At 62.4% G+C, this 18,753-nt stretch carries 22 protein-coding genes; 9 read left to right on the top strand and 13 right to left on the bottom strand.

Features of this window, described 5'->3' with window-relative positions; genetic code table 11:
* Window positions 1-94 precede the first annotated feature (94 nt).
* The gene (locus ACWGS8_RS13100) at window positions 95-1,507 is read right to left on the bottom strand and encodes a circularly permuted type 2 ATP-grasp protein (RefSeq protein ID WP_454581354.1); all 1,413 of its coding nucleotides are present in this window, start codon (window positions 1,505-1,507) and stop codon (window positions 95-97) included.
* 171 nt (window positions 1,508-1,678) lie between these two features.
* Entirely contained in the window at window positions 1,679-1,915 is a 237-nt protein-coding gene (locus ACWGS8_RS13095) for an Lrp/AsnC family transcriptional regulator (RefSeq protein ID WP_010909609.1), read from the bottom strand.
* 254 nt (window positions 1,916-2,169) lie between these two features.
* Here ACWGS8_RS13095 and ACWGS8_RS13090 point away from each other — a divergent pair, with 254 nt between their 5' ends.
* Entirely contained in the window at window positions 2,170-2,589 is a 420-nt protein-coding gene (locus ACWGS8_RS13090; protein WP_454581353.1) for a DUF4864 domain-containing protein, read from the top strand.
* Between the two features lie 4 nt (window positions 2,590-2,593).
* Here ACWGS8_RS13090 and tgt read toward each other — a convergent pair whose 3' ends face one another.
* The 7 genes from tgt to coaD form a co-directional block, all read right to left on the bottom strand.
* Complete coding sequence (tgt, locus tag ACWGS8_RS13085) at window positions 2,594-3,724, bottom strand: tRNA guanosine(34) transglycosylase Tgt (protein WP_454581352.1); 1,131 nt, start codon at window positions 3,722-3,724, stop codon at window positions 2,594-2,596.
* Complete coding sequence (locus ACWGS8_RS13080) at window positions 3,717-3,986, bottom strand: hypothetical protein (RefSeq protein WP_454581351.1); 270 nt, start codon at window positions 3,984-3,986, stop codon at window positions 3,717-3,719. Before ACWGS8_RS13080 ends, tgt begins: the two co-directional genes overlap by 8 nt.
* A complete protein-coding gene (gene queA, locus ACWGS8_RS13075; RefSeq protein ID WP_454581350.1) occupies window positions 3,976-5,064 on the bottom strand; it encodes a tRNA preQ1(34) S-adenosylmethionine ribosyltransferase-isomerase QueA in 1,089 nt (362 codons plus the stop codon). Before queA ends, ACWGS8_RS13080 begins: the two co-directional genes overlap by 11 nt.
* A complete protein-coding gene (locus ACWGS8_RS13070) occupies window positions 5,064-5,513 on the bottom strand; it encodes a DMT family transporter (RefSeq protein ID WP_454581349.1) in 450 nt (149 codons plus the stop codon). Before ACWGS8_RS13070 ends, queA begins: the two co-directional genes overlap by 1 nt.
* Before the next feature lie 12 nt (window positions 5,514-5,525).
* Window positions 5,526-6,038, bottom strand: a complete 513-nt coding sequence (locus tag ACWGS8_RS13065; RefSeq protein WP_454581348.1) for a peptidylprolyl isomerase — start codon at window positions 6,036-6,038, stop codon at window positions 5,526-5,528.
* A gap of 27 nt (window positions 6,039-6,065) precedes the next feature.
* Entirely contained in the window at window positions 6,066-6,560 is a 495-nt protein-coding gene (locus ACWGS8_RS13060; protein ID WP_454581755.1) for a peptidylprolyl isomerase, read from the bottom strand.
* Between the two features lie 110 nt (window positions 6,561-6,670).
* Window positions 6,671-7,171, bottom strand: coding sequence for a pantetheine-phosphate adenylyltransferase (gene coaD / locus ACWGS8_RS13055; protein WP_199644278.1), 501 nt, complete (start codon window positions 7,169-7,171; stop codon window positions 6,671-6,673).
* Window positions 7,172-7,365: 194 nt separating this feature from the next.
* On the opposite strand from coaD, the gene ACWGS8_RS13050 reads away from it, so the two are divergent.
* A complete protein-coding gene (locus ACWGS8_RS13050; RefSeq protein ID WP_454581347.1) occupies window positions 7,366-7,518 on the top strand; it encodes a hypothetical protein in 153 nt (50 codons plus the stop codon).
* A 70-nt stretch (window positions 7,519-7,588) separates the two neighbouring features.
* Here the strand turns inward: ACWGS8_RS13050 and gyrA are convergent, their stop codons facing one another.
* Window positions 7,589-10,390 (bottom strand): DNA gyrase subunit A, encoded by a 2,802-nt coding sequence (gene gyrA, locus ACWGS8_RS13045; protein ID WP_454581346.1) that lies wholly within the window; start codon window positions 10,388-10,390, stop codon window positions 7,589-7,591.
* 210 nt (window positions 10,391-10,600) lie between these two features.
* On the opposite strand from gyrA, the gene ACWGS8_RS13040 reads away from it, so the two are divergent.
* Together ACWGS8_RS13040 and ACWGS8_RS13035 are read left to right on the top strand one after the other, a co-directional pair.
* Window positions 10,601-12,316, top strand: coding sequence for a SulP family inorganic anion transporter (locus ACWGS8_RS13040; RefSeq protein WP_454581345.1), 1,716 nt, complete (start codon window positions 10,601-10,603; stop codon window positions 12,314-12,316).
* Entirely contained in the window at window positions 12,313-12,936 is a 624-nt protein-coding gene (locus tag ACWGS8_RS13035; RefSeq protein ID WP_454581344.1) for a ParB-like protein, read from the top strand. The genes ACWGS8_RS13040 and ACWGS8_RS13035 overlap by 4 nt, the downstream gene beginning before the upstream one ends.
* Here ACWGS8_RS13035 and ACWGS8_RS13030 read toward each other — a convergent pair.
* Window positions 12,900-13,793 carry a helix-turn-helix transcriptional regulator gene (locus ACWGS8_RS13030; RefSeq protein WP_454581343.1) on the bottom strand — a complete coding sequence of 298 codons (894 nt, stop codon included), beginning with the start codon at window positions 13,791-13,793 and terminating at the stop codon, window positions 12,900-12,902. The two genes, ACWGS8_RS13035 and ACWGS8_RS13030, sit on opposite strands and share 37 nt — an antisense overlap.
* 86 nt (window positions 13,794-13,879) lie before the next feature.
* Between ACWGS8_RS13030 and ACWGS8_RS13025 the strand changes: the two genes are divergently transcribed.
* From ACWGS8_RS13025 to ACWGS8_RS13015, 3 genes are all read left to right on the top strand, one after another.
* On the top strand, window positions 13,880-14,410 hold the full coding sequence (locus ACWGS8_RS13025) for a hypothetical protein (protein WP_454581342.1): 531 nt from the start codon (window positions 13,880-13,882) through the stop codon (window positions 14,408-14,410).
* Between the two features lie 217 nt (window positions 14,411-14,627).
* Complete coding sequence (locus ACWGS8_RS13020) at window positions 14,628-15,755, top strand: acyltransferase family protein (protein ID WP_454581341.1); 1,128 nt, start codon at window positions 14,628-14,630, stop codon at window positions 15,753-15,755.
* Window positions 15,756-15,973: 218 nt separating this feature from the next.
* Window positions 15,974-16,603, top strand: a complete 630-nt coding sequence (locus tag ACWGS8_RS13015; protein ID WP_140773427.1) for a MarC family protein — start codon at window positions 15,974-15,976, stop codon at window positions 16,601-16,603.
* A gap of 41 nt (window positions 16,604-16,644) precedes the next feature.
* Here ACWGS8_RS13015 and ACWGS8_RS13010 read toward each other — a convergent pair whose 3' ends face one another.
* Both ACWGS8_RS13010 and ACWGS8_RS13005 read right to left on the bottom strand, forming a co-directional pair.
* Window positions 16,645-17,070, bottom strand: coding sequence for an OsmC family protein (locus ACWGS8_RS13010; protein ID WP_284268878.1), 426 nt, complete (start codon window positions 17,068-17,070; stop codon window positions 16,645-16,647).
* A gap of 130 nt (window positions 17,071-17,200) precedes the next feature.
* A complete protein-coding gene (locus ACWGS8_RS13005; RefSeq protein WP_010909627.1) occupies window positions 17,201-17,719 on the bottom strand; it encodes a single-stranded DNA-binding protein in 519 nt (172 codons plus the stop codon).
* Window positions 17,720-17,945: 226 nt separating this feature from the next.
* Here ACWGS8_RS13005 and ACWGS8_RS13000 point away from each other — a divergent pair, with 226 nt between their 5' ends.
* Window positions 17,946-18,260, top strand: a complete 315-nt coding sequence (locus ACWGS8_RS13000) for an ArsR/SmtB family transcription factor (RefSeq protein ID WP_454581340.1) — start codon at window positions 17,946-17,948, stop codon at window positions 18,258-18,260.
* Window positions 18,257-18,745, top strand: a complete 489-nt coding sequence (locus ACWGS8_RS12995) for an SRPBCC family protein (RefSeq protein WP_454581339.1) — start codon at window positions 18,257-18,259, stop codon at window positions 18,743-18,745. Before ACWGS8_RS13000 ends, ACWGS8_RS12995 begins: the two co-directional genes overlap by 4 nt.
* Window positions 18,746-18,753 lie beyond the last annotated feature (8 nt).

The raw sequence follows: 18,753 nt of genomic DNA, 5'->3' as shown, positions 1-18,753 counted from the left end.
AGTCTTTGAATCTCAATCGAATATGGCATTTCCTATCCCCTCTACTTTCACTACTGCCTACTGCCTACTGCCTACCGCCTATTTCCCTATTCACTCAATCATCCAGCACCCAAGTATCTTTCGTTCCGCCGCCCTGCGACGAGTTCACGACCAGAGAGCCTTCCTTCAACGCCACGCGCGTCAGCCCGCCGGGCACGATCTGGATGCGGTCGGAGACCAGCACGTAGGGCCTGAGGTCGACATGGCGCGGCGCCAGTCCCTTGTCGGTCAGGATCGGGCAGGTCGACAGCGCCAGTGTCGGTTGAGCAATATAGTTCGAAGGCTTCGCGGCCAGTTTCTTGGCGAAGGCCTCGCACTCTTTCTTGGTCGCCGCCGGTCCGACCAGCATGCCGTAGCCGCCGGAGCCGTGCACTTCCTTGATCACCAGCTCTTGGATGTGCTCGAGCACGTATTTCAGGCTGTCCGGTTCCGAACAGCGCCAGGTCGGGATGTTGCCGAGGATCGCCTTGCGGCCGGTGTAGAATTCGACGATCTCGGGCATGTAGGAATAAATCGCCTTGTCGTCGGCGATGCCGGTGCCCGGCGCATTGGCGATGGTGATGTTGCCGGCGCGGTAGACATCCATGATGCCGGGTATGCCAAGCGCCGAATCCGGCCGGAAGGTCAGCGGGTCGAGGAAGGAATCGTCGACGCGGCGGTAGAGCACGTCGATCTGCTTGTAGCCTTCGGTCGTGCGCATCGCCACATGGCCGTCGATGACGCGCAGATCCTGGCCCTCGACCAGTTGCACGCCCATCTGGTCGGCAAGGAAGGCGTGCTCGAAATAGGCGGAATTGAAGCTGCCGGGCGTCAGCACGGCGATGGTCGGCGCGCCGTTGGTACTTTGCGGACGCACCGCGGCCAGCGACTGGCGCAGCAGTTGCGGGTAATTCTCCACCGGCCGCACCTTGATCTTCTGGAACAGCTCAGGGAACAGCTGCATCATCGTCTCGCGGTTCTCCAGCATGTAGGAGACGCCGGACGGGGTGCGCGCATTGTCCTCCAAAACGTAGAATTCGTCCTCGTTGATGCGCACGATATCGACGCCGATAATATGGGTGTAGACGCCGGCCGGCGGCCGCACCCCGATCATCTCCGGCAGGAAGGCTTCGTTCTTGGCGATCAGGTCCCGGGGAACGCGGCCGGCGCGCAGGATTTCCTGGCGGTGGTAGATGTCGTCGAGGAAGGCGTTCAGCGCCTGTACGCGCTGCTCGATGCCTTGCGTCAGGCGTCGCCACTCATTGCCGGAAATGATGCGCGGGACGATGTCGAAGGGGATCAGCCGTTCGGAGGCTTCCTGCTCGCCATAGACGGCGAAGGTGATGCCGGTCTTGCGGAAGACGCGTTCGGCGTCCTGCATCTTCTCGGTAAGCCTGGCTGGATCCTGCTCCTTCAGCCAGCGATCATAAGCCGAATACGGTCTTCTCAATCCGGAAACTTCCGGAAGCATTTCGTCGAACGCTGCCAATCGCATACTCCCCTGTGACGCCATTTCACTGGCGTCGCCGAAGAAAATCAAGTGCAATCGGTGATTTGGGAGGTCCGGACGGTCAGTATGTTGTGGCTGCCTAAAATTGAGGCAGCCGAAATATGACCTTGATCAGGCTTTGCCTCGTGCCCGGGCAGACGCCTTGCCTCGCTAGAAGGCGCGGAAGGTGACGACCGTAAAGGTGTCCTTGATGCCGGGGAGAATCTGCACCTTCTCGTTGACGAAATGACCGACGTCTTCCTCGTCATCGACATAGAATTTGGCGAGCAGGTCGTAATTGCCGGCGGTGGAATAGATCTCCGAGGCGATCTCGGCATCGGCAAGCGCGCTGGCAACCTCATAGGATTTGCCCAACTCGCATTTGATCTGCACGAAAAACGCCTTCATGGCTTCGTCCCGCTAAACGTCCAAGTCCAAGCGGCCCTTCTGGCAGACTGGAGGCGGCCTTTCAAGCACTGGAATCCGCACTTAGCCGGCACGGGCCTTGGCCACGTCCTCGCGCAGTTCCGCAACAGCCATGACATTCAGATGGCGAATATTCGCAATCGGTGAAACCGGGATGTACCGCCAAGCGTATGTTATCATGCGTCTTCGGACATCATTTTTGAGGGAACAATTCCGAGGGACAACGGAGACAGGCCATGCGCCGCGCTTTTTTCGCATTCGCAGTCATTCCATTCGTCTTCCTATCCTCGGCATTCGCCGGCGATGCCGAAATCAAGGCAGGCCAGGCCGTCATCGATGGTCAGTTGAAGGCCCTGCTGGCCGATGACGGCGCCAAGGCCTACAGCTTCGCCGCCCCGAACGTGAAACAGGTGTTCCCGACCGTCGACGCTTTCATGAACATGGTGACCAATGGCTACCCGCCAGTGCGCAAGCCACAATCCTATGCCTTCGGCAAGGTCGAGCAGACGGGTCCGGGCTCGATTATCCAGCAGGTGCTGATCGTCGGCCCTGACGGCAAGGACTATGAGGCGGTCTATACGCTGCAGCAGCAGCCCGACGGCACGTTCCAGATCACCGGCTGCAGCCTGCGCGCATCCAACTCGCTGAGCACCTGAGGTTCTACAGGACGGGTATATCACCCCTCGCCCAGCCCTCTGTGATCTCGGCCCCACGCGCCTCGAAGCTGCCGGTCTCGATCGCGGCGCGGATGTCCTGCATCAGCTTTTGATAGTAGGACAGATTATTCCAGGTGAGCAGCATCGCGCCCAGCGCCTCCTGCGAGCGCACCAGGTGGTGCAGATAGGCGCGCGAATAATCCCGCGCCGCGGGACAATCGCTTTCATCGTCGAGTGGGCGCGGATCGTCGGCATGGCGGGCGTTGCGCAGATTGACCTTGCCGCGCCTGGTGTAGGCCAGGCCGTGCCGGCCGGCCCGCGTCGGCATCACGCAGTCAAACATATCGATGCCGCGCGCCACCGACTTCAGGATGTCGTCAGGCGTGCCCACTCCCATGAGATAACGCGGCTTGTCCGCTGGCAGTTCGGGACAGGTGATGTCGAGCATTTCGAGCATCACCGCTTGCGGCTCGCCGACCGCCAGGCCGCCGACCGCATATCCCTTCAGCTTCATAGCGCTCAGCGCCTGCGCCGAGCGCACCCTCAGCGCTGCGTTGTCGCCGCCCTGCACGATGCCGAACATCGCCTTGCCCGGCTGATCGCCAAACGCCGTCTTGCAGCGCTCGGCCCAGCGCAGCGACAGTTCCATGGCACGCTCGATCACCTTGAGCTCGGCCGGCAGCGCCGTGCATTCGTCAAGCTGCATCTGGATATCCGAATCGAGCAGGCCCTGGATCTCGATCGACCGCTCCGGCGACATTTCGTAAGGCGCGCCATCGATATGCGAGCGGAAGGTCACGCCCTTTTCGGTCAGCTTCCTGAGCTTCGACAGCGACATCACCTGGAAACCGCCGCTGTCGGTCAGGATCGGATGCGGCCAGCGGGCGAATTCATGCAATCCGCCAAGCCGCGCGACACGCTCGGCACCGGGCCGCAGCATCAGGTGATAGGTGTTGCCCAGGATGATATCGGAGCCGACGCCGCGCACCTGGTCCATATACATGGTCTTGACGGTGCCGCCGGTGCCGACCGGCATGAAAGCAGGCGTACGGATTTCGCCGCGCGGCATGTCGATAACACCGCGCCGCGCCTTGCCGTCGGTGGCAAGGACCTTGAAGCTGAACGGCCTAGCCATTGAATTCCTTGTCATGGATGGGCGCATCAGGCGCCTGCCTGTCGAGCGACTGGCGGTATTGGATGCAGCCGCGCATGAATTTGGGCCACGGCGGCACGGCGATCGACGGCTCGGTCTTTTCCGGCAGCAGGTCCCACAAATCGGGGTGATGCCAGCAGAGATCATGGCCTGACGTGTCGCGATGGGCGCGAATGCCGGCGCGCAGTTTCTTCACCTCGGCGATCAGGGCACCGCGATCAAGGGCTTGCAGGTCATCGTCCATCGCTCATCTCCGCTCGATACAGCAGGCTTGCGTCTCCATAGGAGTAGAACCTGTAGCGGTTCGCAATGGCATGCGCATAGGCGGCGCGCATCGTGGTGAGGCCGCTGAAGGCCGAAACCAGCATGAACAGCGTCGAACGCGGCAGGTGGAAATTGGTCATCAGCATGTCGGCGGTGCGAAAGCGATAGCCGGGTGTAATGAAGATGTCCGTCGGCCCCGACCACGCGGGCACCGTGCCGTCCTCGCGCGCCGCGCTCTCCAGCAGCCGCAGCGAGGTCGTGCCGACGGCAATGATGCGCCCGCCCCTCGCCTTGGCCGCGTTCAGCGCCTCGGCTGTTGCCGCGCTAACCGAACCGATCTCGGCATGCATCTTGTGGTCGGCGGTGTCGTCCGCCTTGACCGGCAGGAACGTGCCGGCGCCGACATGCAACGTCACGAAGCGACGCTCGACCCCTTTGGCATCGAGAGCCGCAAAAAGCTCCGGCGTGAAATGCAGGCCGGCGGTGGGCGCGGCAACCGCCCCTTCCTCCCTTGCATAAATCGTCTGGTAGTCCGAGCGGTCGCGCTCGTCGTCGTCGCGCTTCGAGGCGATATAAGGTGGCAGCGGAATGTGGCCGACGGCGCGCAGCGCCTCGTCCAGGAAAGGCCCGGACAGGTCGAAGCCAAGCAAGACCTCGCCGCCCTCGCCCTTCTCGATCACCGTGGCATCGAGCTGGCCGAGGAAGCAGGAATTGCCGTCATGGCCGAAATGGATGCGGTCGCCGGTGGCGATGCGCTTGCCGGGCCGCATGAAGGCGAGCCAGCGATCCGGCGCCACGCGCATATGCAGCGTGGCCTCGACTTGCGCCTGTGCCTCGCCGCGCCGCCTTATGCCTTTGAGCTGCGCCGGAATGACCTTGGTATCGTTGAACACCAGCACGTCGCCGGCTCTGAGCAGGGATGGCAGGTCGCCGACTGTGCGGTCATCGAGCGCCTCGCCCGGTTTGACCACGAGCATTTTGGCGCTGTCGCGCGGCTCCGCCGGGCGAAGCGCGATGCGCTCCTCCGGCAGATCGAAGTCAAAGAGATCGACGCGCATCAGTAGAGCCGGATAAGCAGCGCTCCGGCCAAGAGCATCACCGCGCCGGCGACGCGGCCGAGCGAGATTTCACGCACCGCGACGCCGAGGAAACCGACGCGATCGATGAGCATGCCGGCGAGCAACTGGCCGGCCACCAGGAATGCCATCAGCGCAGCGGCGCCGATGCGCGGCGTCAGGACTGTCGAGAGCGTGACATAGAAGCCGCCGAGCATGCCGCCGGCAACGAACAGCCAGGGCGCCGGCGCCTTCCAGTCGAGCGAAATGCCTTGCAGCTTCACCACCGTAACGGCGATGATGCCGAGCACGATCGCGCCGGACAGGAACGAAAACGCAGCCGCCGCGACCGGGAGACCCAGGCCGCGCGCCAGCTGCGAATTGATCGGTGCCTGAATGGCAATGAAGGCGCCGGACAGGATGCCGAGAAGCGACCAGACGGCGCCCATCATTGTCGTTTCGCCTTACTTGACGTCGGCCGCGACCTTCAGCGACACGATCTTGTCGGGATCGACGACCGGCTCGCCGCGCTTGATCTTGTCGACATTGTCCATGCCTTCGATGACCTGGCCCCAGACCGTGTACTGGCGGTTGAGGAAGGCGGCATCGTCGAAGCAGATGAAGAACTGCGAATTGGCCGAGTTCGGGTTCTGTGAACGGGCCATCGAGCAGGTGCCGCGGCCGTGGTTGGCGTTGGAGAACTCAGCCTTCAGGTCCGGCTTGTCCGAGCCGCCCATGCCCGCGCGCGACGGCGCGAAGGTGGGCTTCGAGGAATTGCCGAACCTCACGTCGCCGGTCTGCGCCATGAAGCCATCGATGACGCGGTGGAAGACCACGCCGTCATAGGCGCCTTCCCTGGCCAGTTCCTTGATGCGGGCGACATGGCCGGGGGCCAGATCGGGGAAAAGTTCGATGACGACCTTACCTTTGGTCGTTTCCATGATGAGCGCGTTCTCGCGGTCCTTGATTTCGGCCATGTCAGATATCCTTTTGATAATACAGAATTACTTGTCGGCGGCGATGCGCACCTTGATCATCCGGTCGGGGTCGGAAACTGTACCGTTGTCCGCCTCGTCACCCTTCTTGATGTGGTCCACCAGTTCCATGCCGCTGACGACATTGCCGACAATGGTGTACTGGCCGTCGAGCGGCGGTGCCGGCGCGAACATGATGAAGAACTGCGAATTGGCGGAGTTCGGATCCTGCGAGCGGGCCATGCCGACCACGCCGCGCTTATAGTGCTCGGTCTGCGAGAATTCGGCCGGCAGGTCAGGCAGGTTCGAACCGCCGGTGCCGACGGCCTGGGAGTTGAAGCCCTTCTTCATGTTGCCGAACTTGACGTCGCCGGTCTGCGCCATGAAGCCGTCGATGACGCGGTGGAAAGCGACATCGTCGTAAGCATGGTCACGCACGAGCTTCTTGATCTGCGCGACATGCTTGGGCGCCAGGTCGGGCCGCAGCGCGATGGTGACGTCGCCGTCCTTCAGCGTGATGATCATGGTGTTTTCCGGGTCGGCGGCATGGGCCGAGACCGATGCGGTCACAAGACCGGCAAGCACGACGAGGAACGAGGCGAGCCTTTTGAGCTGCATGAGGATTTTCTCCGGGCCTATTTCGCGAATTTGGCGTTGAGCGCGCCAGCAACAGCCGCCGGCACGAAGGGGCGGATGTCGCCGCCCATCGAGGCTATCTGGCGCACAAGTGTGGCGGTAATGGTGCGCACGGACGGGCTGGCGGGCAAAAAGACCGTCTGCAGCTCAGGCGCCATGGTTTCGTTCATGCCGGCCATCTGCATTTCGTAATCGAGATCGGTGCCGTCGCGCAGGCCGCGGATCATGATCGAGGCGCCCTGCTTCCTGGCGGCATCGATCACCAGCCCGTCGAAGGCAACGACCTTGATGCGAGCGCCATCGCGGCCGAATTCGGCTTTCGTGGCGGCTTCGATGAGTTGCACCCGCTCCTCGAAGGAAAACAATGGCTTCTTGCCCGGATGAATGCCGATCGCGGCATAGACGATGTCGGCCACCGCCAGCGACGCTTTCAGCACATCGAGATGGCCGTTGGTCAGCGGGTCGAAGGAGCCGGCGTAAAGGGCGGTGCGTTCAGTCATGGCAGGTGCTTCTAGCGAGCCTCTCTCGCAAAGGCAAATCCGATCGGCGCGAAGGCCGTGAACCTTTTCCGGCACATGAACGACAGATGAACACGCTGATCACGAAGCCTTCACGCAGCGTTCACTAGGTTGCACCTTAATAAGATGAAACCAAAATCCCATCTATCCGTTGTAAGGCGCAGGAGAACACGCAAATGCTGATCTACATGCTCGCCACCGCAATGACAGTCGCCATGCTGATCGCCACCGTATTCGGGCTGCATCAGGAGGCACAACGCATCCGCGTCAAGGCAACTACCAGGCGATTCGAAGGCTTCGGCCTCCGCAAGCCGTATCGTCACTACTAAGTCAGTTTCTGGACGTGTTGCCGCGCCGGCCGATGGGCCGGCGTTGCTATGTCAAAACCGGGGTCAGGACTTACTCAGCGCTATCCGGACCAGCGTCCGTCTCGGGAGCAGACTCCGTACCGCCCTCGATGGTCTCTTCGCTTTCCTCGTCCGATTGCGGCTCGGAAATTCGCTCGACCGAAACCACCTTCTCACCCTCGGCCGTATTGAAGATGGTCACGCCCTTGGTGGCGCGGCTGGCGAAACGGATGCCGTTGACCGGCACCCGGATGACTGTGCCGCCATCCGACACCAGCATGATCTGGTCGTCATTGTCGACCGGGAAGGTCGCCACCAGCCTGCCGATTTCAGCCGTCTTCGATACGTCGGTGGCGCGGATGCCCTTGCCGCCGCGGCCGGTCAGGCGGAAATCGTAGGACGACGAACGCTTGCCGTAGCCATATTCCGTCACCGTCAGCACATACCGCTCATGCGCCTTGAGGAACTCGTAGCGTTCGTCTGAAAGCTCTGCCTCCTCGCCGATCTCCTCATTGGTCAGCGCAATCTCTTCCTCCTCGCCGCTGGCGCCAGCGGCAAGGCGGCGCTCGGCCGCTGCCCGCTTGAGGTAAGCGGCACGCTCTGCCGGCGACGCGTCCACATTCTCGATCACCGACATCGAGATGATGCGGTCGGTCTCGGCCATGGTGATGCCGCGCACGCCGACCGAATTGCGGCTCTGGAAGACGCGCACATCGCCGACCGAGAAGCGGATGCACTGGCCGGAGCTGGCGGTCAGAAGCACGTCGTCATTGTCGGTGCAGGTCTCGACGCCGAGGATCTCGTCGCCTTCCTCCTCCAGCTTCATGGCGATCTTGCCATTGCGGTTGACCTGGACGAAATCGGACAGCTTGTTGCGGCGCACGGTGCCGCGCGTGGTGGCGAACATCACGTCGAGCTCGCCCCAGCTGGTCTCGTCCTCGGGCAGCGGCATGATGGTGGTGATGCGCTCGCCCTGCTCGAGCGGCAGCATGTTGATCAACGCCTTGCCGCGTGACTGCGGGTTGCCGATCGGCAGCCGCCAGACCTTTTCCTTGTAGACGATGCCGCGCGAGGAAAAGAACAGCACCGGGGTGTGCGTGTTGGCCACGAACAGCCTTGTGACAAAATCCTCTTCCTTGGTCGACATGCCGGAGCGGCCCTTGCCGCCGCGGCGCTGCGCCCGGTAGAGCGAAAGCGGCACGCGCTTGATGTAGCCGGAATGGCTCACCGTCACGACCATGTCCTCGCGCTGGATCAGGTCCTCGTCTTCCATGTCCGCGCCGCCGTCGGTGAGTTCGGTGCGGCGTGGCGTGCCGAACTCGTCGCGCACGGCGGCAAGCTCGTCCTTGACGATCTGCTGGACACGCGCCCGGGACGACAGAATGTCCAGATAATCAACGATTTCTGCGCCGATCGTGTTCAACTCGTCGGCGATCTCGTCACGGCCAAGCGCGGTCAGGCGCTGCAGGCGCAGTTCGAGGATGGCGCGGGCCTGTTCCTCGGACAGATTGTAGGTGCCATCCTCGTTGATGCGATGGCACGGATCGTCGATCAAAAGGATCAGCGATTCGACATCACCCGCCGGCCAGCGCCGCTCCATCAACTGCTCGCGCGCCGTCTGCGGATCCGGTGCGGTCCGGATCAGCTTGATGACCTCGTCGATGTTGGCGACGGCGATGGCAAGACCGACCAACACATGAGCGCGGTCGCGCGCCTTGCGCAGCAGGAATTTCGTCCGCCTTGTGATGACCTCTTCGCGGAAGGAAACGAACGCCTTCAGCATGTCGGTCAGGGTCAGCAGTTCCGGCTTGCCGCCATTCAGCGCCACCATGTTGGCGCCGAAAGAGGTCTGCAGCGGCGTAAATCGGTAAAGCTGGTTGAGGATGACGTCGGCGACGGCGTCGCGCTTCAGCTCGATGACGACGCGATAGCCCTGCCGGTCGCTTTCGTCGCGGATGTCGGAAATGCCTTCGATGCGCTTGTCGCGCACCAGTTCGGCCATCTTCTCGATCATCGAGGCCTTATTCACCTGATAAGGAACCTCGGTGATGATGATCGATTCACGGTCATTGCCGCGCTGTTCGATGTTGACCTTGCCGCGCATGACGATCGAGCCACGGCCGGTCGAATAGGCGCTGTAGATGCCGGAGCGGCCAAGCACGATGCCGCCGGTCGGGAAATCCGGGCCCGGAATGATCTCCATCAGCGCCGGCAAGTCGATCGCCGGATTGTCGATGACGGCAATGGCGCCGTTGCAGACTTCGCTCAGATTGTGCGGCGGTATGTTGGTGGCCATGCCGACGGCGATGCCGCCGGAGCCGTTGACCAGCAGATTGGGAAAGCGCGCCGGCAGAACCTTCGGTTCGGTGTCGGAGGCATCATACGTGTCCTGGAAATCGACCGTGTCCTTGTCGATGTCCTCCAGGAGTTCATGCGCGACTTTGGTCAGCCGCGATTCGGTGTAGCGCATCGCCGCCGGCGGGTCGCCATCGATCGAGCCGAAATTGCCCTGCCCGTCGATCAGCGGCACGCGCAGCGACCAGTCCTGCGCCATGCGCACCAAGGCGTCATAGATCGAGGCGTCGCCATGCGGATGGTATTTACCCATCACGTCGGCGACCGGGCGGGCCGACTTCACATATTTGCGGTTCCAGTGGTAGCCGCTTTCATGCGCCGCATAGAGAATGCGGCGATGCACGGGCTTCAGGCCGTCGCGCACATCGGGCAGCGCACGGCTGACGATCACGCTCATGGCGTAAGAAAGATAGGAGCTCTGCATCTCCTCGATGATGGAGATCGGCTCGATGCCGGTGGGGCCGCCGTCGGCGCCGCGCGGTGTCTTTTGGTCGGTCAAATCGGATCACAATCTAATCAGGAATCACTGACCGCTTATATAGGAAGCAAGGCTGAAACTCCAATGTTCGCGGCACTTTTCCAGTGTCATTTTTGGTGGTAATTTCAAAAGGATACCGCTGATTGCGACGATATGGCCACCACGCTTTTCGCCGCCACAAGGCAAAAGCCGGCAATGGACCAATCCCCCCAAGCGAAAGCGGCAAGCGCCATGAGTTGGCGCCGGTGGCTGCCTGTGCAGGCGCTGAGCGGCTGGCAGCTCCGAGATCTCAACGGTGATCTGATCGCCGGCCTGACATTGGCCGCGATCGCCATCCCCGAGCAGATGGCAACGGCCCGACTCGGCGGCTTTGCTCCCGGGATCGGGTTTTTCGCCTTTGTTGCCGGTTCGGTGGCGTTTGCCCTGTTCGGTGCCAATCGTCACCTCTCGGTTGGCGCGGATTCGACCATCACGCCGCTGTTCGCCGGCAGTCTGGCGCTGCTCACCACGTCAGGCTCCCCGCATTATCTGGCGCTGGCGGCCATGCTGGCGCTGATGGTCGGCCTGATCGTGACGCTCAGCGGCATCTTCCGCCTCGGCTGGATCGCCGATCTCCTGTCGGTGCCGGTCACGACAGGCTTTCTGGCGGGCATCGCGGTCCATATCATCGTTTCGCAGATGCCCGGTCTGCTCGGCCTGCCTGCCGAGAGCGGAGAAACCTTGCGGCGTGTCGGCGAGATCGCCGGCCATCTCCATCTCACCAATCCCTGGAGCCTCGGCCTTGGCCTTGGCGTGTTCGCGATCGTGCTTGGCGCCGAGCGCATCAGCGCCCGCATTCCCGGCGCCTTGATCGGCATGGTGCTCGCCACGCTTGTGGTCGCCGTCTTCGGGCTCAAGGATCGTGGCGTCGAGGTGCTCGGCGCCTTGCCCAATGGCCTGCCCCGCCCGGGTCTGCCGCTTGCCAGCCTTGACGATGTGCAGGCGCTGGTTCCGCTGGCGCTGCTGATCGCGATCGTCGTCATGGTGCAGACGGCGGCGACCTCGCGTTCCTTCATGCCGCAGCAGGGCGCCCCTGACGTCAATCGCGATTTCGTCGGCGTCGGCGCCGGCAGCGTTGCGTCGGGCCTGTTCGGTGCCTTTGCCGTCAATGCCAGCCCGCCGCGCACGGCCATCGTCTCCCAATCAGGTGGCCGCTCGCAACTGTCCAGCCTCATTGCCGCGGCCATCGTGCTGGCGCTCGGCGCCTTCGGCGGCAGCCTGCTCGCCAACGTTCCGCAGGCCGCCCTTGCCGGTGTCTTGATGTTCGTTGCCCAGCATATATTGCGCTGGAAGGTTTTCGCCAGCGTCTACCGGCAGGCGCCGGTCGAATTCCTGTTGATCCTGATCACCATGGCGGCCATCGTCGTGTTGCCGATCGAGACCGGCGTGGCGGTGGGCATCGGCCTGTCGCTGCTTCATGGGATATGGAGCGCGACGCGCGCACAATTGATCGAACTGGAACAAGTGCCGGGCACTTCGGTGTGGTGGCCGCCCGGCGAGCAAGCTGCCGGCGATCGGCTCCCCGGCGTGCTGGTCGCGGCATTCCAGGCGCCGCTGTCCTTCGTCAATGCCGACGGCTTCAAGCGCGGCTTTGTCGATCTTGTCGACGCCAGGCGCGAGAGCGTGAAACTGGTGGTGCTGGAGGCCAGCAACATCGTCGAAATCGACTATACCGCCGCGCAAGCCCTGATCGACACCATCACCCATTGCCGCAAGGCGGGCGCGACCTTTGCCATCGCGCGCATGGAATCGCTGCGCGCCCAGGCGGCGCTGGCGCGGTTCGGCATCGCTGAAATGGTCGGTACGCATCGCATATTCCACAGCGTCGACGCGGCGATCAAATCACTTGGTCCCAAATCACTTGGTCCGGGCAAACAGCAGCAGCAAGAACAGGATGGAGTGCCATGATCGACCCGCGAGAACCCATTGTCACGCCGGTTCCCGTCGACGAACTGAGGCCGACGCAGATAACGGTCGGCATGAGAGAAGTTGCGTTGAAGCGCCAGATGATCCGAGAACAGGACGCCAAGAAGAAGACCGGCGCGTTTCTCGGCAAACACATGGTCCCGGTCGTACTAGGCCCCAAGAATCGCAACTACGTAACCGATCACCATCATCTCGCTCGCGCCCTGCTCGAGGAGGGCGTGAAGGACGTGCTTGTGACCGTGATCAGCGACCTGTCCGCGCTCGACAAGGACGCGTTTCTTTTCGTGCTCGATAACAGAGGCTGGATGCATCCATTCGATGAGAACGGCCGGCGCCGCGATTACTCGGCAATCCCGAAGACAATCGGCGAGCTGATCGATGATCCTTACCGAAGCATGGCCGGCGAATTGCGCCGGATCGGCGGCTTTGCCAAGGACACGACGCCGTTCAGCGAATTCATCTGGGCGGATTTCCTTCGTCGGCGCATCGACCGAAATGCGATTGCGAGGAACTTCGACACGGCGATGAAAGAGGCACTCAGCCTGGCCAAGGGCAAGGACGCGGACTACCTGCCGGGCTGGTGCGGCCCGACCTCCGACTGAGCCTGTCTCCGCCGAGGCGCGTACATGACGGTGCGGCCTGATCGGCTGGCGCGATAGTCGCCTGGCGTCTCGCCCATGACGCGCCGGAACCGGCGATTGAACGTCGACAGATCGTTGAAGCCAGCGTCGAAGGCGATCTCCGAGATCACATCATTCGACAGGCGCAGCCGCACCGCGGCCCGGTGCAGCCGGGTCTTGAGCAGGAACTGATACGGCGTCATGCCGGCGACCTGCCGGAAAATGCGCAGGAAATGATACGGGCTGGTCGCCGTCTCGTCCGCCAGTGCCGACAGCGAAACCGGCCCGTCGGCATCCAGTTCGATCCGCCGCACAGCTTCCGCCACGCGTTTCTGGTCGCGGCCGCTTGGTCCGCGCCTGGCGGATGTGGCGCCGGAAATCGTGGCCACAGCCGCGGCGGCAATGCGCAGGGAAAGTTCCTCGAAAGCACCCTTGTCGGCCATTTCGCGCGCGGCCTCCGCCTCGGCCAGCAAAGGCGCCAGGCCCGACAAGGGCGGCAGGCGCGGCGCTTCGAAGGTAAGCGTGCTTGCGCCCGGCACACCGGCGACGATCCGTTCCATATAGGCAGGCTTGAAATGGAACGACAGACAGCGGTCGCCGCTGCCATGTTCGTGTCCGCATTCATAGCAGGTGCCGGAATTGCCGAGCAGCAGCGCGCCCGGCGCCAGCATGGCCGTGCCCTGCTGCGCGCGGTAGCGGAACGTGCCGCTGGTGACCGCTGCAACACAGAAATCCTGATGGGCTTCCTCGAACGGCCGGTCGCCGGCTCCTGCCGTGCAGATCACATCCGCCACGTGCCAGCCGGGTCCGGACGCCAGAGTGCGGGTCGTCGCTGTCATGGCCGAAATATAGCAATTTTTCCCAAGCCCAGAACCCCGTCAGCGCCTACTCCTCGCGGTCTCCTGACAGAAAGAGACCGCAGCCCATGTTCGACCCTTTTGCCGAAGCCTTGCACAGTCCCGGCCCGATCGACGGGCTTGCCGAAAAACTGGACCTTTACGGCCGCTTCGTCGGCGCCTGGACTTTCGACGCCTCGCGCCACCTCGAGGACGGCACCGTGCTGACCGGGCGTGGCGAGGTGCATTTCGGCTGGGTGCTGGAAGGGCGCGCGATCCAGGACGTCTGGATCCTGCCCGCACGGAACACCGGTTCCCAGTCTTCCCTCGGCAAGTGGACGTTCTACGGCACGACGTTGCGCGTCTATGATCCCGGCGCGGATGCCTGGCACATTTTCTGGAGCGATCCGCGCAACCAGTATTTCAGCCGCCAGCTCGGCCGGGCCGAGGGCGACAGGATCGTGCAGGTCGGCGCCGATGGTACCGGCAGATCGGTGCGCTGGAGCTTTTCGCGGATCACCGAAAGCTCTTTCCGCTGGCTCGGCGAGCGCTCGCACGACAATGGCGCGACATGGCGGCTGGAGGTCGAGTTCCTGGCACGGCGCGTTGCAGCAGCCTAAACCAGCAACTGCTTGTAACGATGGAGAAAACGACATCTCGATCGGTGTCCGTGACGCCAAGCCTCTTCCGCCGGCGGGCAGATCTCCTGCTCGAGTCCTTCAGAAGTGGCACGCTGGCTTGGCCGGCCCAATTGTGTAAAAGAAACTGCTGAGCCGACGCGCGTATTGAACCGGCGACGGGCGAGGATATAGGGTCGCCGAAGGCGGGGTTTTTCCAATGGCCAAGAACGCCGAAATTGAAATTCTGCGCGCAATCTCCATCCTCATGGTGATCACCGCGCACGTTCCCTTCATACTGTCTTGGGAATCGGCGTATTGGTGGCCTGTATTCAGGGTAGCTAATTTTTGGGCGGGCGTGGATATCTTCTTCGCGATATCGGGATTTGTGGTCACCGCCACGCTGCTGCGTCATATCCGGTCTGAAACGCCCCTCGTCGCCCTGAAGTCGTTTTGGATCCGGCGTTTCTTTCGTCTCGTCCCGCTGTCCTGGATGACTTTGGCTCTCTCGATTGCGTTGGCCGCTACCTGGAACGGGTTCGGCTTCTTCGGCAGCCCGCAGAACAATTTCTACGACGCTGTGGCCGTTGTGATCTACGGCCAGAACTGGCACTTTTTCCAATGCTTCTCAGCCGGCTGGACGACATGCGGCATCAACCTTCATTTTTGGTCGCTGTCCTTGGAAGAACAGTTCTATATCGCCCTTCCGCTGGTGTTCATCGTCTCGCGTAGATGGCTTGCAGCGATCTGTGCTCTCCTCATCGTCATCCAGTTTCCGCTTTACCGGCCCAACACCTCATGGCTTTGGATCACGCGGACTGATGCCATCTCGTGGGGCGTCCTGATCGCGCTGTTTTCCCAGCATGCCGACTATTGGCGACTGGCTCCAACCATCTTTCGCCATCGCCACATCGGTCTTCTTTTCGTGGCGCTCACCATCACCGCCATTTGCTTTCTTTCAGGCGGACTGATCGTTTCGTTCTACGTCGGCTTGATAGCTCTGCTGGCTGGCCTTCTGGTCTGGATCGCCTCTTATGATCGAGGCTACCTGTTCCGAAACGCGGAAAACCAACGTCTGCTGCTTTGGATCGGCAAGCGTTCCTACGCCATCTACCTTTTGCATTCCATAGCCTTCAGGCTGGTCAAAGAGGGCTGTGCCCGCTACGCCGGCAGTGCGGAAGCCATCCGTGACTCGGCGCATTCCGTAGTTATTCTGTCGGGGGGGCTCCTTCTCACGGCCGCCATCGCCGAGATCGCGTGCCGCCTCATCGAAGCGCCGTTCCAGACAAAGGGACGAGCCATGGCGCAGCAGATAGTTGCGCCAGCGACTGTTGCCGTCCCGACTTGATTCCACGGCCTACCGCCGCAACGTTATTGTCGCCGATTGGCCGGCACCGGATGAAGCTGTTTGCCTCGGCGACCCGGACGGCTATCGCCTCGAGGCCTATTTCGGAGCTGCCGGCTAACCCGGCCAAGCTCCGCAGTTTCGCAGCCAAGGCAGTTCCCACCGACCGGGCTTTGCTCTACCAATGCGGAGCGGGCTCGGCCCGGCGGGAGGGGTCAGCGATGCCGAGTTTCGACAGCCTGTTCAATGCCTTCGTCACCATTCTCGTGACCATCGATCCGCCGGGGCTAGCGCCGCTGTTCCTCGCCGTGACGCGCGGCATGAACCGCGAGGAGCGCCAGCAGGTGTCGGTCCGCGCCTCGGTCATCGGCTTCCTGGTGATGGCGCTTTTCGCGGTGGCCGGCGCCTCGATCTTGTCGGTGTTCGGCATCACGCTGCCGGCCTTCCGGGTCGCCGGCGGGTTTTTGCTGTTCTTCATCGCCTTTGAAATGGTCTTCGAGCGGCGCCAGGACCGCAAGGAGAAGATCGGCGACGTCGCCATCACCAAGGACATGATCCACAACATCGCCGCCTTCCCGCTGGCGATCCCTCTGATCGCCGGTCCCGGCGCGATTTCGGCGACGGTGCTGCTTTCCGGCTCGTTTCAGGGCTTTGCCGCGCAGGCAGCGCTTGTCGGCATCATCTTCGTCTGCCTCGCCATCACCTATCTGGTGTTCGTGCTGTCGGAACGCATCGACCGCATCCTCGGCCAGACCGGCCGCTCGATCCTGACCCGCCTGCTCGGCGTCATCCTGGCTGCGCTGGCCGTGCAGTTCGTCGCCGACGGCATCAAGGCATTGATGGTGGGGTGAACGGCAGTCCCTACTGCCTACTGCCTACTGCCTACTGCCCTTCACTTCGCCGCCGTATCGATCACTTCAAAATCATGCGTGATCGTGGCCGTCTTGGCCATCATTGCGGAGGCCGAACAGTATTTTTCGATCGAAAGATTGATCGCCCGCTGAACCTTGTCGGAAGACAGCGCCCTGCCCTTGACGATGAAATGCATATGGATGCGGGTGAACACCTTTGGGTCGGTCTCGGCCCGGTCGGCGTCGAGTTCAACCACGCAATCCTCTACCGCCTCGCGGCCCTTTTCCAGGATATGCACGACATCATAGGCCGAGCAGCCGCCAGTGCCGATCAGCACCAGCTCCATCGGGCTCGGGCCTGGCGTCTTGCCTTCAGGGCCGGATGCCGTTCCCAGCACCAGTTTGTGGCCGCTGCCGGACTCGCCGACGAAGGTGCGCTCCTCGACCCATTTTATCCGTGCCTTCACCGCCTTGTCCTTTCAGTCCCTGATCGCGCCTACTGTCAGGCCAAATCAACAATGCAAAACCCCGAAAGTCCATGCAGGACCCTCGGGGCGTATCGATCACACGACATCAGCCGCTTGGTATTGCTTTCGATCAGAACGGGATCTCGTCATCCAGTTCGCGCGACGAACCGCCGCCACCGCCGCCCCTGGGAGCGCCGCCGCCACGGTTGAAGCTTTCGTTCGGGCCGGACTGGCCGAAATCGGAACCGCGGCTGCTGCCGCCACCGGAATAGCCACCGACCTGGCCGCCCTCACCCTGGCGCCCGTCGAGCATCTGCAGCTCGCCGCGGAATCTCTGCAGCACGACCTCCGTCGTATACTTGTCGGCGCCGGTCTGGTCTTGCCATTTGCGGGTCTGCAACTGACCCTCGACATAGACCTTCATGCCCTTCTTCAGATACTGCTCGGCCACCTTGGCAATGCCCTCATTGAAGATGACGACATTGTGCCACTCCGTCTTTTCCTTGCGCTCGCCGGAATTCTTGTCGCGCCAGCTTTCCGAGGTGGCGATACGGATGTTGACGACCGGCTCGCCCGAGTTCAGGCGGCGGATTTCAGGGTCCGCGCCGAGATTGCCGACCAGAATGACCTTATTGACGCTACCCGCCATGATTTTTCTCCGCGCTCATCCGAAACAAATTTTTGTCGCAGCACCTTACAGGCTGCGCACGTCAGCCGCCTGCTAAGGCTGGCTTTTCCCACAAGGTTTTTGTTCCCTTTTCGTTCCTATATGCACTGCTGCTGATTGTCAAGGAATCGCAACAATGCCCGAGCCCATCATATGGGTTTCAAAACAGCTCTTGCCAAATCAATAAGTATCGACTTATGCTTCCGTCATGATCGAGGCAGAGATTTTCCGCGCTTTGGCTGACCCGACCCGCCGCGCCGTCTTCGAGCGGCTCGCCGCAGCTGAGATGAGCGTCTCGGAATTGCGCAGCGGCCTGACGGTATCGCAGCCGGCGGTGTCGCAGCATCTGGCGGTGCTGCGTGGCGCCGGCCTGGTGGTCGAGCGGCGGGCCGGCCGCAACGCCTATTACCGTGCCGATCCGCAGGGACTTGCCCCCCTGCTCTCCTGGATCGACCGCTACCGGACCTTCTGGCCGGAGCGCATCGAAAGGCTGAAGACGGTTTTGAAGGACATGGATCAATGACGAGCGTGGGATCAAGGAAAGCCGGAAACCAGAGCGCCGCCGCCCCGGACGTGATCGAGTTCGAATGCGATCTGGCCGAACCGCCGGAAAAAGTGTGGCGGGCGCTGACCGTGCCCGAACTGCTCGCCGCCTGGATGATGCCGAACGACATCAGGCCGGAAATCGGCAATCGTTTTGCCTTCGCTGGGACTGAAGCTGCGATCGAGTGCGAAATCCTCGACGCCGAGCCGGAGCGCCTGCTGCGCTATTCCTGGCGGGAGCAGCAGGGCGACGCCGGGGATCCGCTCGACAGTGTCGTCACCTTCACACTCGCCCGCACCGTTTCCGGCGGCACGCATCTGCGCATCGTCCATGACGGTTTTGCTGGGAAAGCGATGCCTGCTGTCGCCATGGCGGGCGCCGGCTGCCGGCTTTCGCTTGGACTGCACGGGCGCGCAAAGCCTGTCGCCGCGAACATACCGAACACCTTGCTGCTCGCAGCCTGAACACGGAA

The sequence above is a fragment of the Mesorhizobium sp. 43Arga genome (genome assembly GCF_053714255.1).
The sequence above is the reverse complement of the archived record's forward strand: the minus strand, read 5'-3'. Positions and strand labels throughout refer to the sequence as shown.

Coding starts and splice junctions, on each gene's coding strand:
- ACWGS8_RS13095 (WP_010909609.1), bottom strand. CDS start 1,915: ATGAAGGCGTTTTTCGTGCAGATCAAATGCGAGTTGGGCAAATCCTAT.
- ACWGS8_RS13090 (WP_454581353.1), top strand. CDS start 2,170: ATGCGCCGCGCTTTTTTCGCATTCGCAGTCATTCCATTCGTCTTCCTA.
- tgt (WP_454581352.1), bottom strand. CDS start 3,724: ATGGCTAGGCCGTTCAGCTTCAAGGTCCTTGCCACCGACGGCAAGGCG.
- ACWGS8_RS13080 (WP_454581351.1), bottom strand. CDS start 3,986: ATGGACGATGACCTGCAAGCCCTTGATCGCGGTGCCCTGATCGCCGAG.
- queA (WP_454581350.1), bottom strand. CDS start 5,064: ATGCGCGTCGATCTCTTTGACTTCGATCTGCCGGAGGAGCGCATCGCG.
- ACWGS8_RS13070 (WP_454581349.1), bottom strand. CDS start 5,513: ATGATGGGCGCCGTCTGGTCGCTTCTCGGCATCCTGTCCGGCGCCTTC.
- ACWGS8_RS13065 (WP_454581348.1), bottom strand. CDS start 6,038: ATGGCCGAAATCAAGGACCGCGAGAACGCGCTCATCATGGAAACGACC.
- ACWGS8_RS13060 (WP_454581755.1), bottom strand. CDS start 6,560: ATGATCATCACGCTGAAGGACGGCGACGTCACCATCGCGCTGCGGCCC.
- coaD (WP_199644278.1), bottom strand. CDS start 7,171: ATGACTGAACGCACCGCCCTTTACGCCGGCTCCTTCGACCCGCTGACC.
- ACWGS8_RS13050 (WP_454581347.1), top strand. CDS start 7,366: ATGCTGATCTACATGCTCGCCACCGCAATGACAGTCGCCATGCTGATC.
- ACWGS8_RS13040 (WP_454581345.1), top strand. CDS start 10,601: ATGAGTTGGCGCCGGTGGCTGCCTGTGCAGGCGCTGAGCGGCTGGCAG.
- ACWGS8_RS13035 (WP_454581344.1), top strand. CDS start 12,313: ATGATCGACCCGCGAGAACCCATTGTCACGCCGGTTCCCGTCGACGAA.
- ACWGS8_RS13030 (WP_454581343.1), bottom strand. CDS start 13,793: ATGACAGCGACGACCCGCACTCTGGCGTCCGGACCCGGCTGGCACGTG.
- ACWGS8_RS13025 (WP_454581342.1), top strand. CDS start 13,880: ATGTTCGACCCTTTTGCCGAAGCCTTGCACAGTCCCGGCCCGATCGAC.
- ACWGS8_RS13020 (WP_454581341.1), top strand. CDS start 14,628: ATGGCCAAGAACGCCGAAATTGAAATTCTGCGCGCAATCTCCATCCTC.
- ACWGS8_RS13015 (WP_140773427.1), top strand. CDS start 15,974: ATGCCGAGTTTCGACAGCCTGTTCAATGCCTTCGTCACCATTCTCGTG.
- ACWGS8_RS13005 (WP_010909627.1), bottom strand. CDS start 17,719: ATGGCGGGTAGCGTCAATAAGGTCATTCTGGTCGGCAATCTCGGCGCG.
- ACWGS8_RS13000 (WP_454581340.1), top strand. CDS start 17,946: ATGATCGAGGCAGAGATTTTCCGCGCTTTGGCTGACCCGACCCGCCGC.
- ACWGS8_RS12995 (WP_454581339.1), top strand. CDS start 18,257: ATGACGAGCGTGGGATCAAGGAAAGCCGGAAACCAGAGCGCCGCCGCC.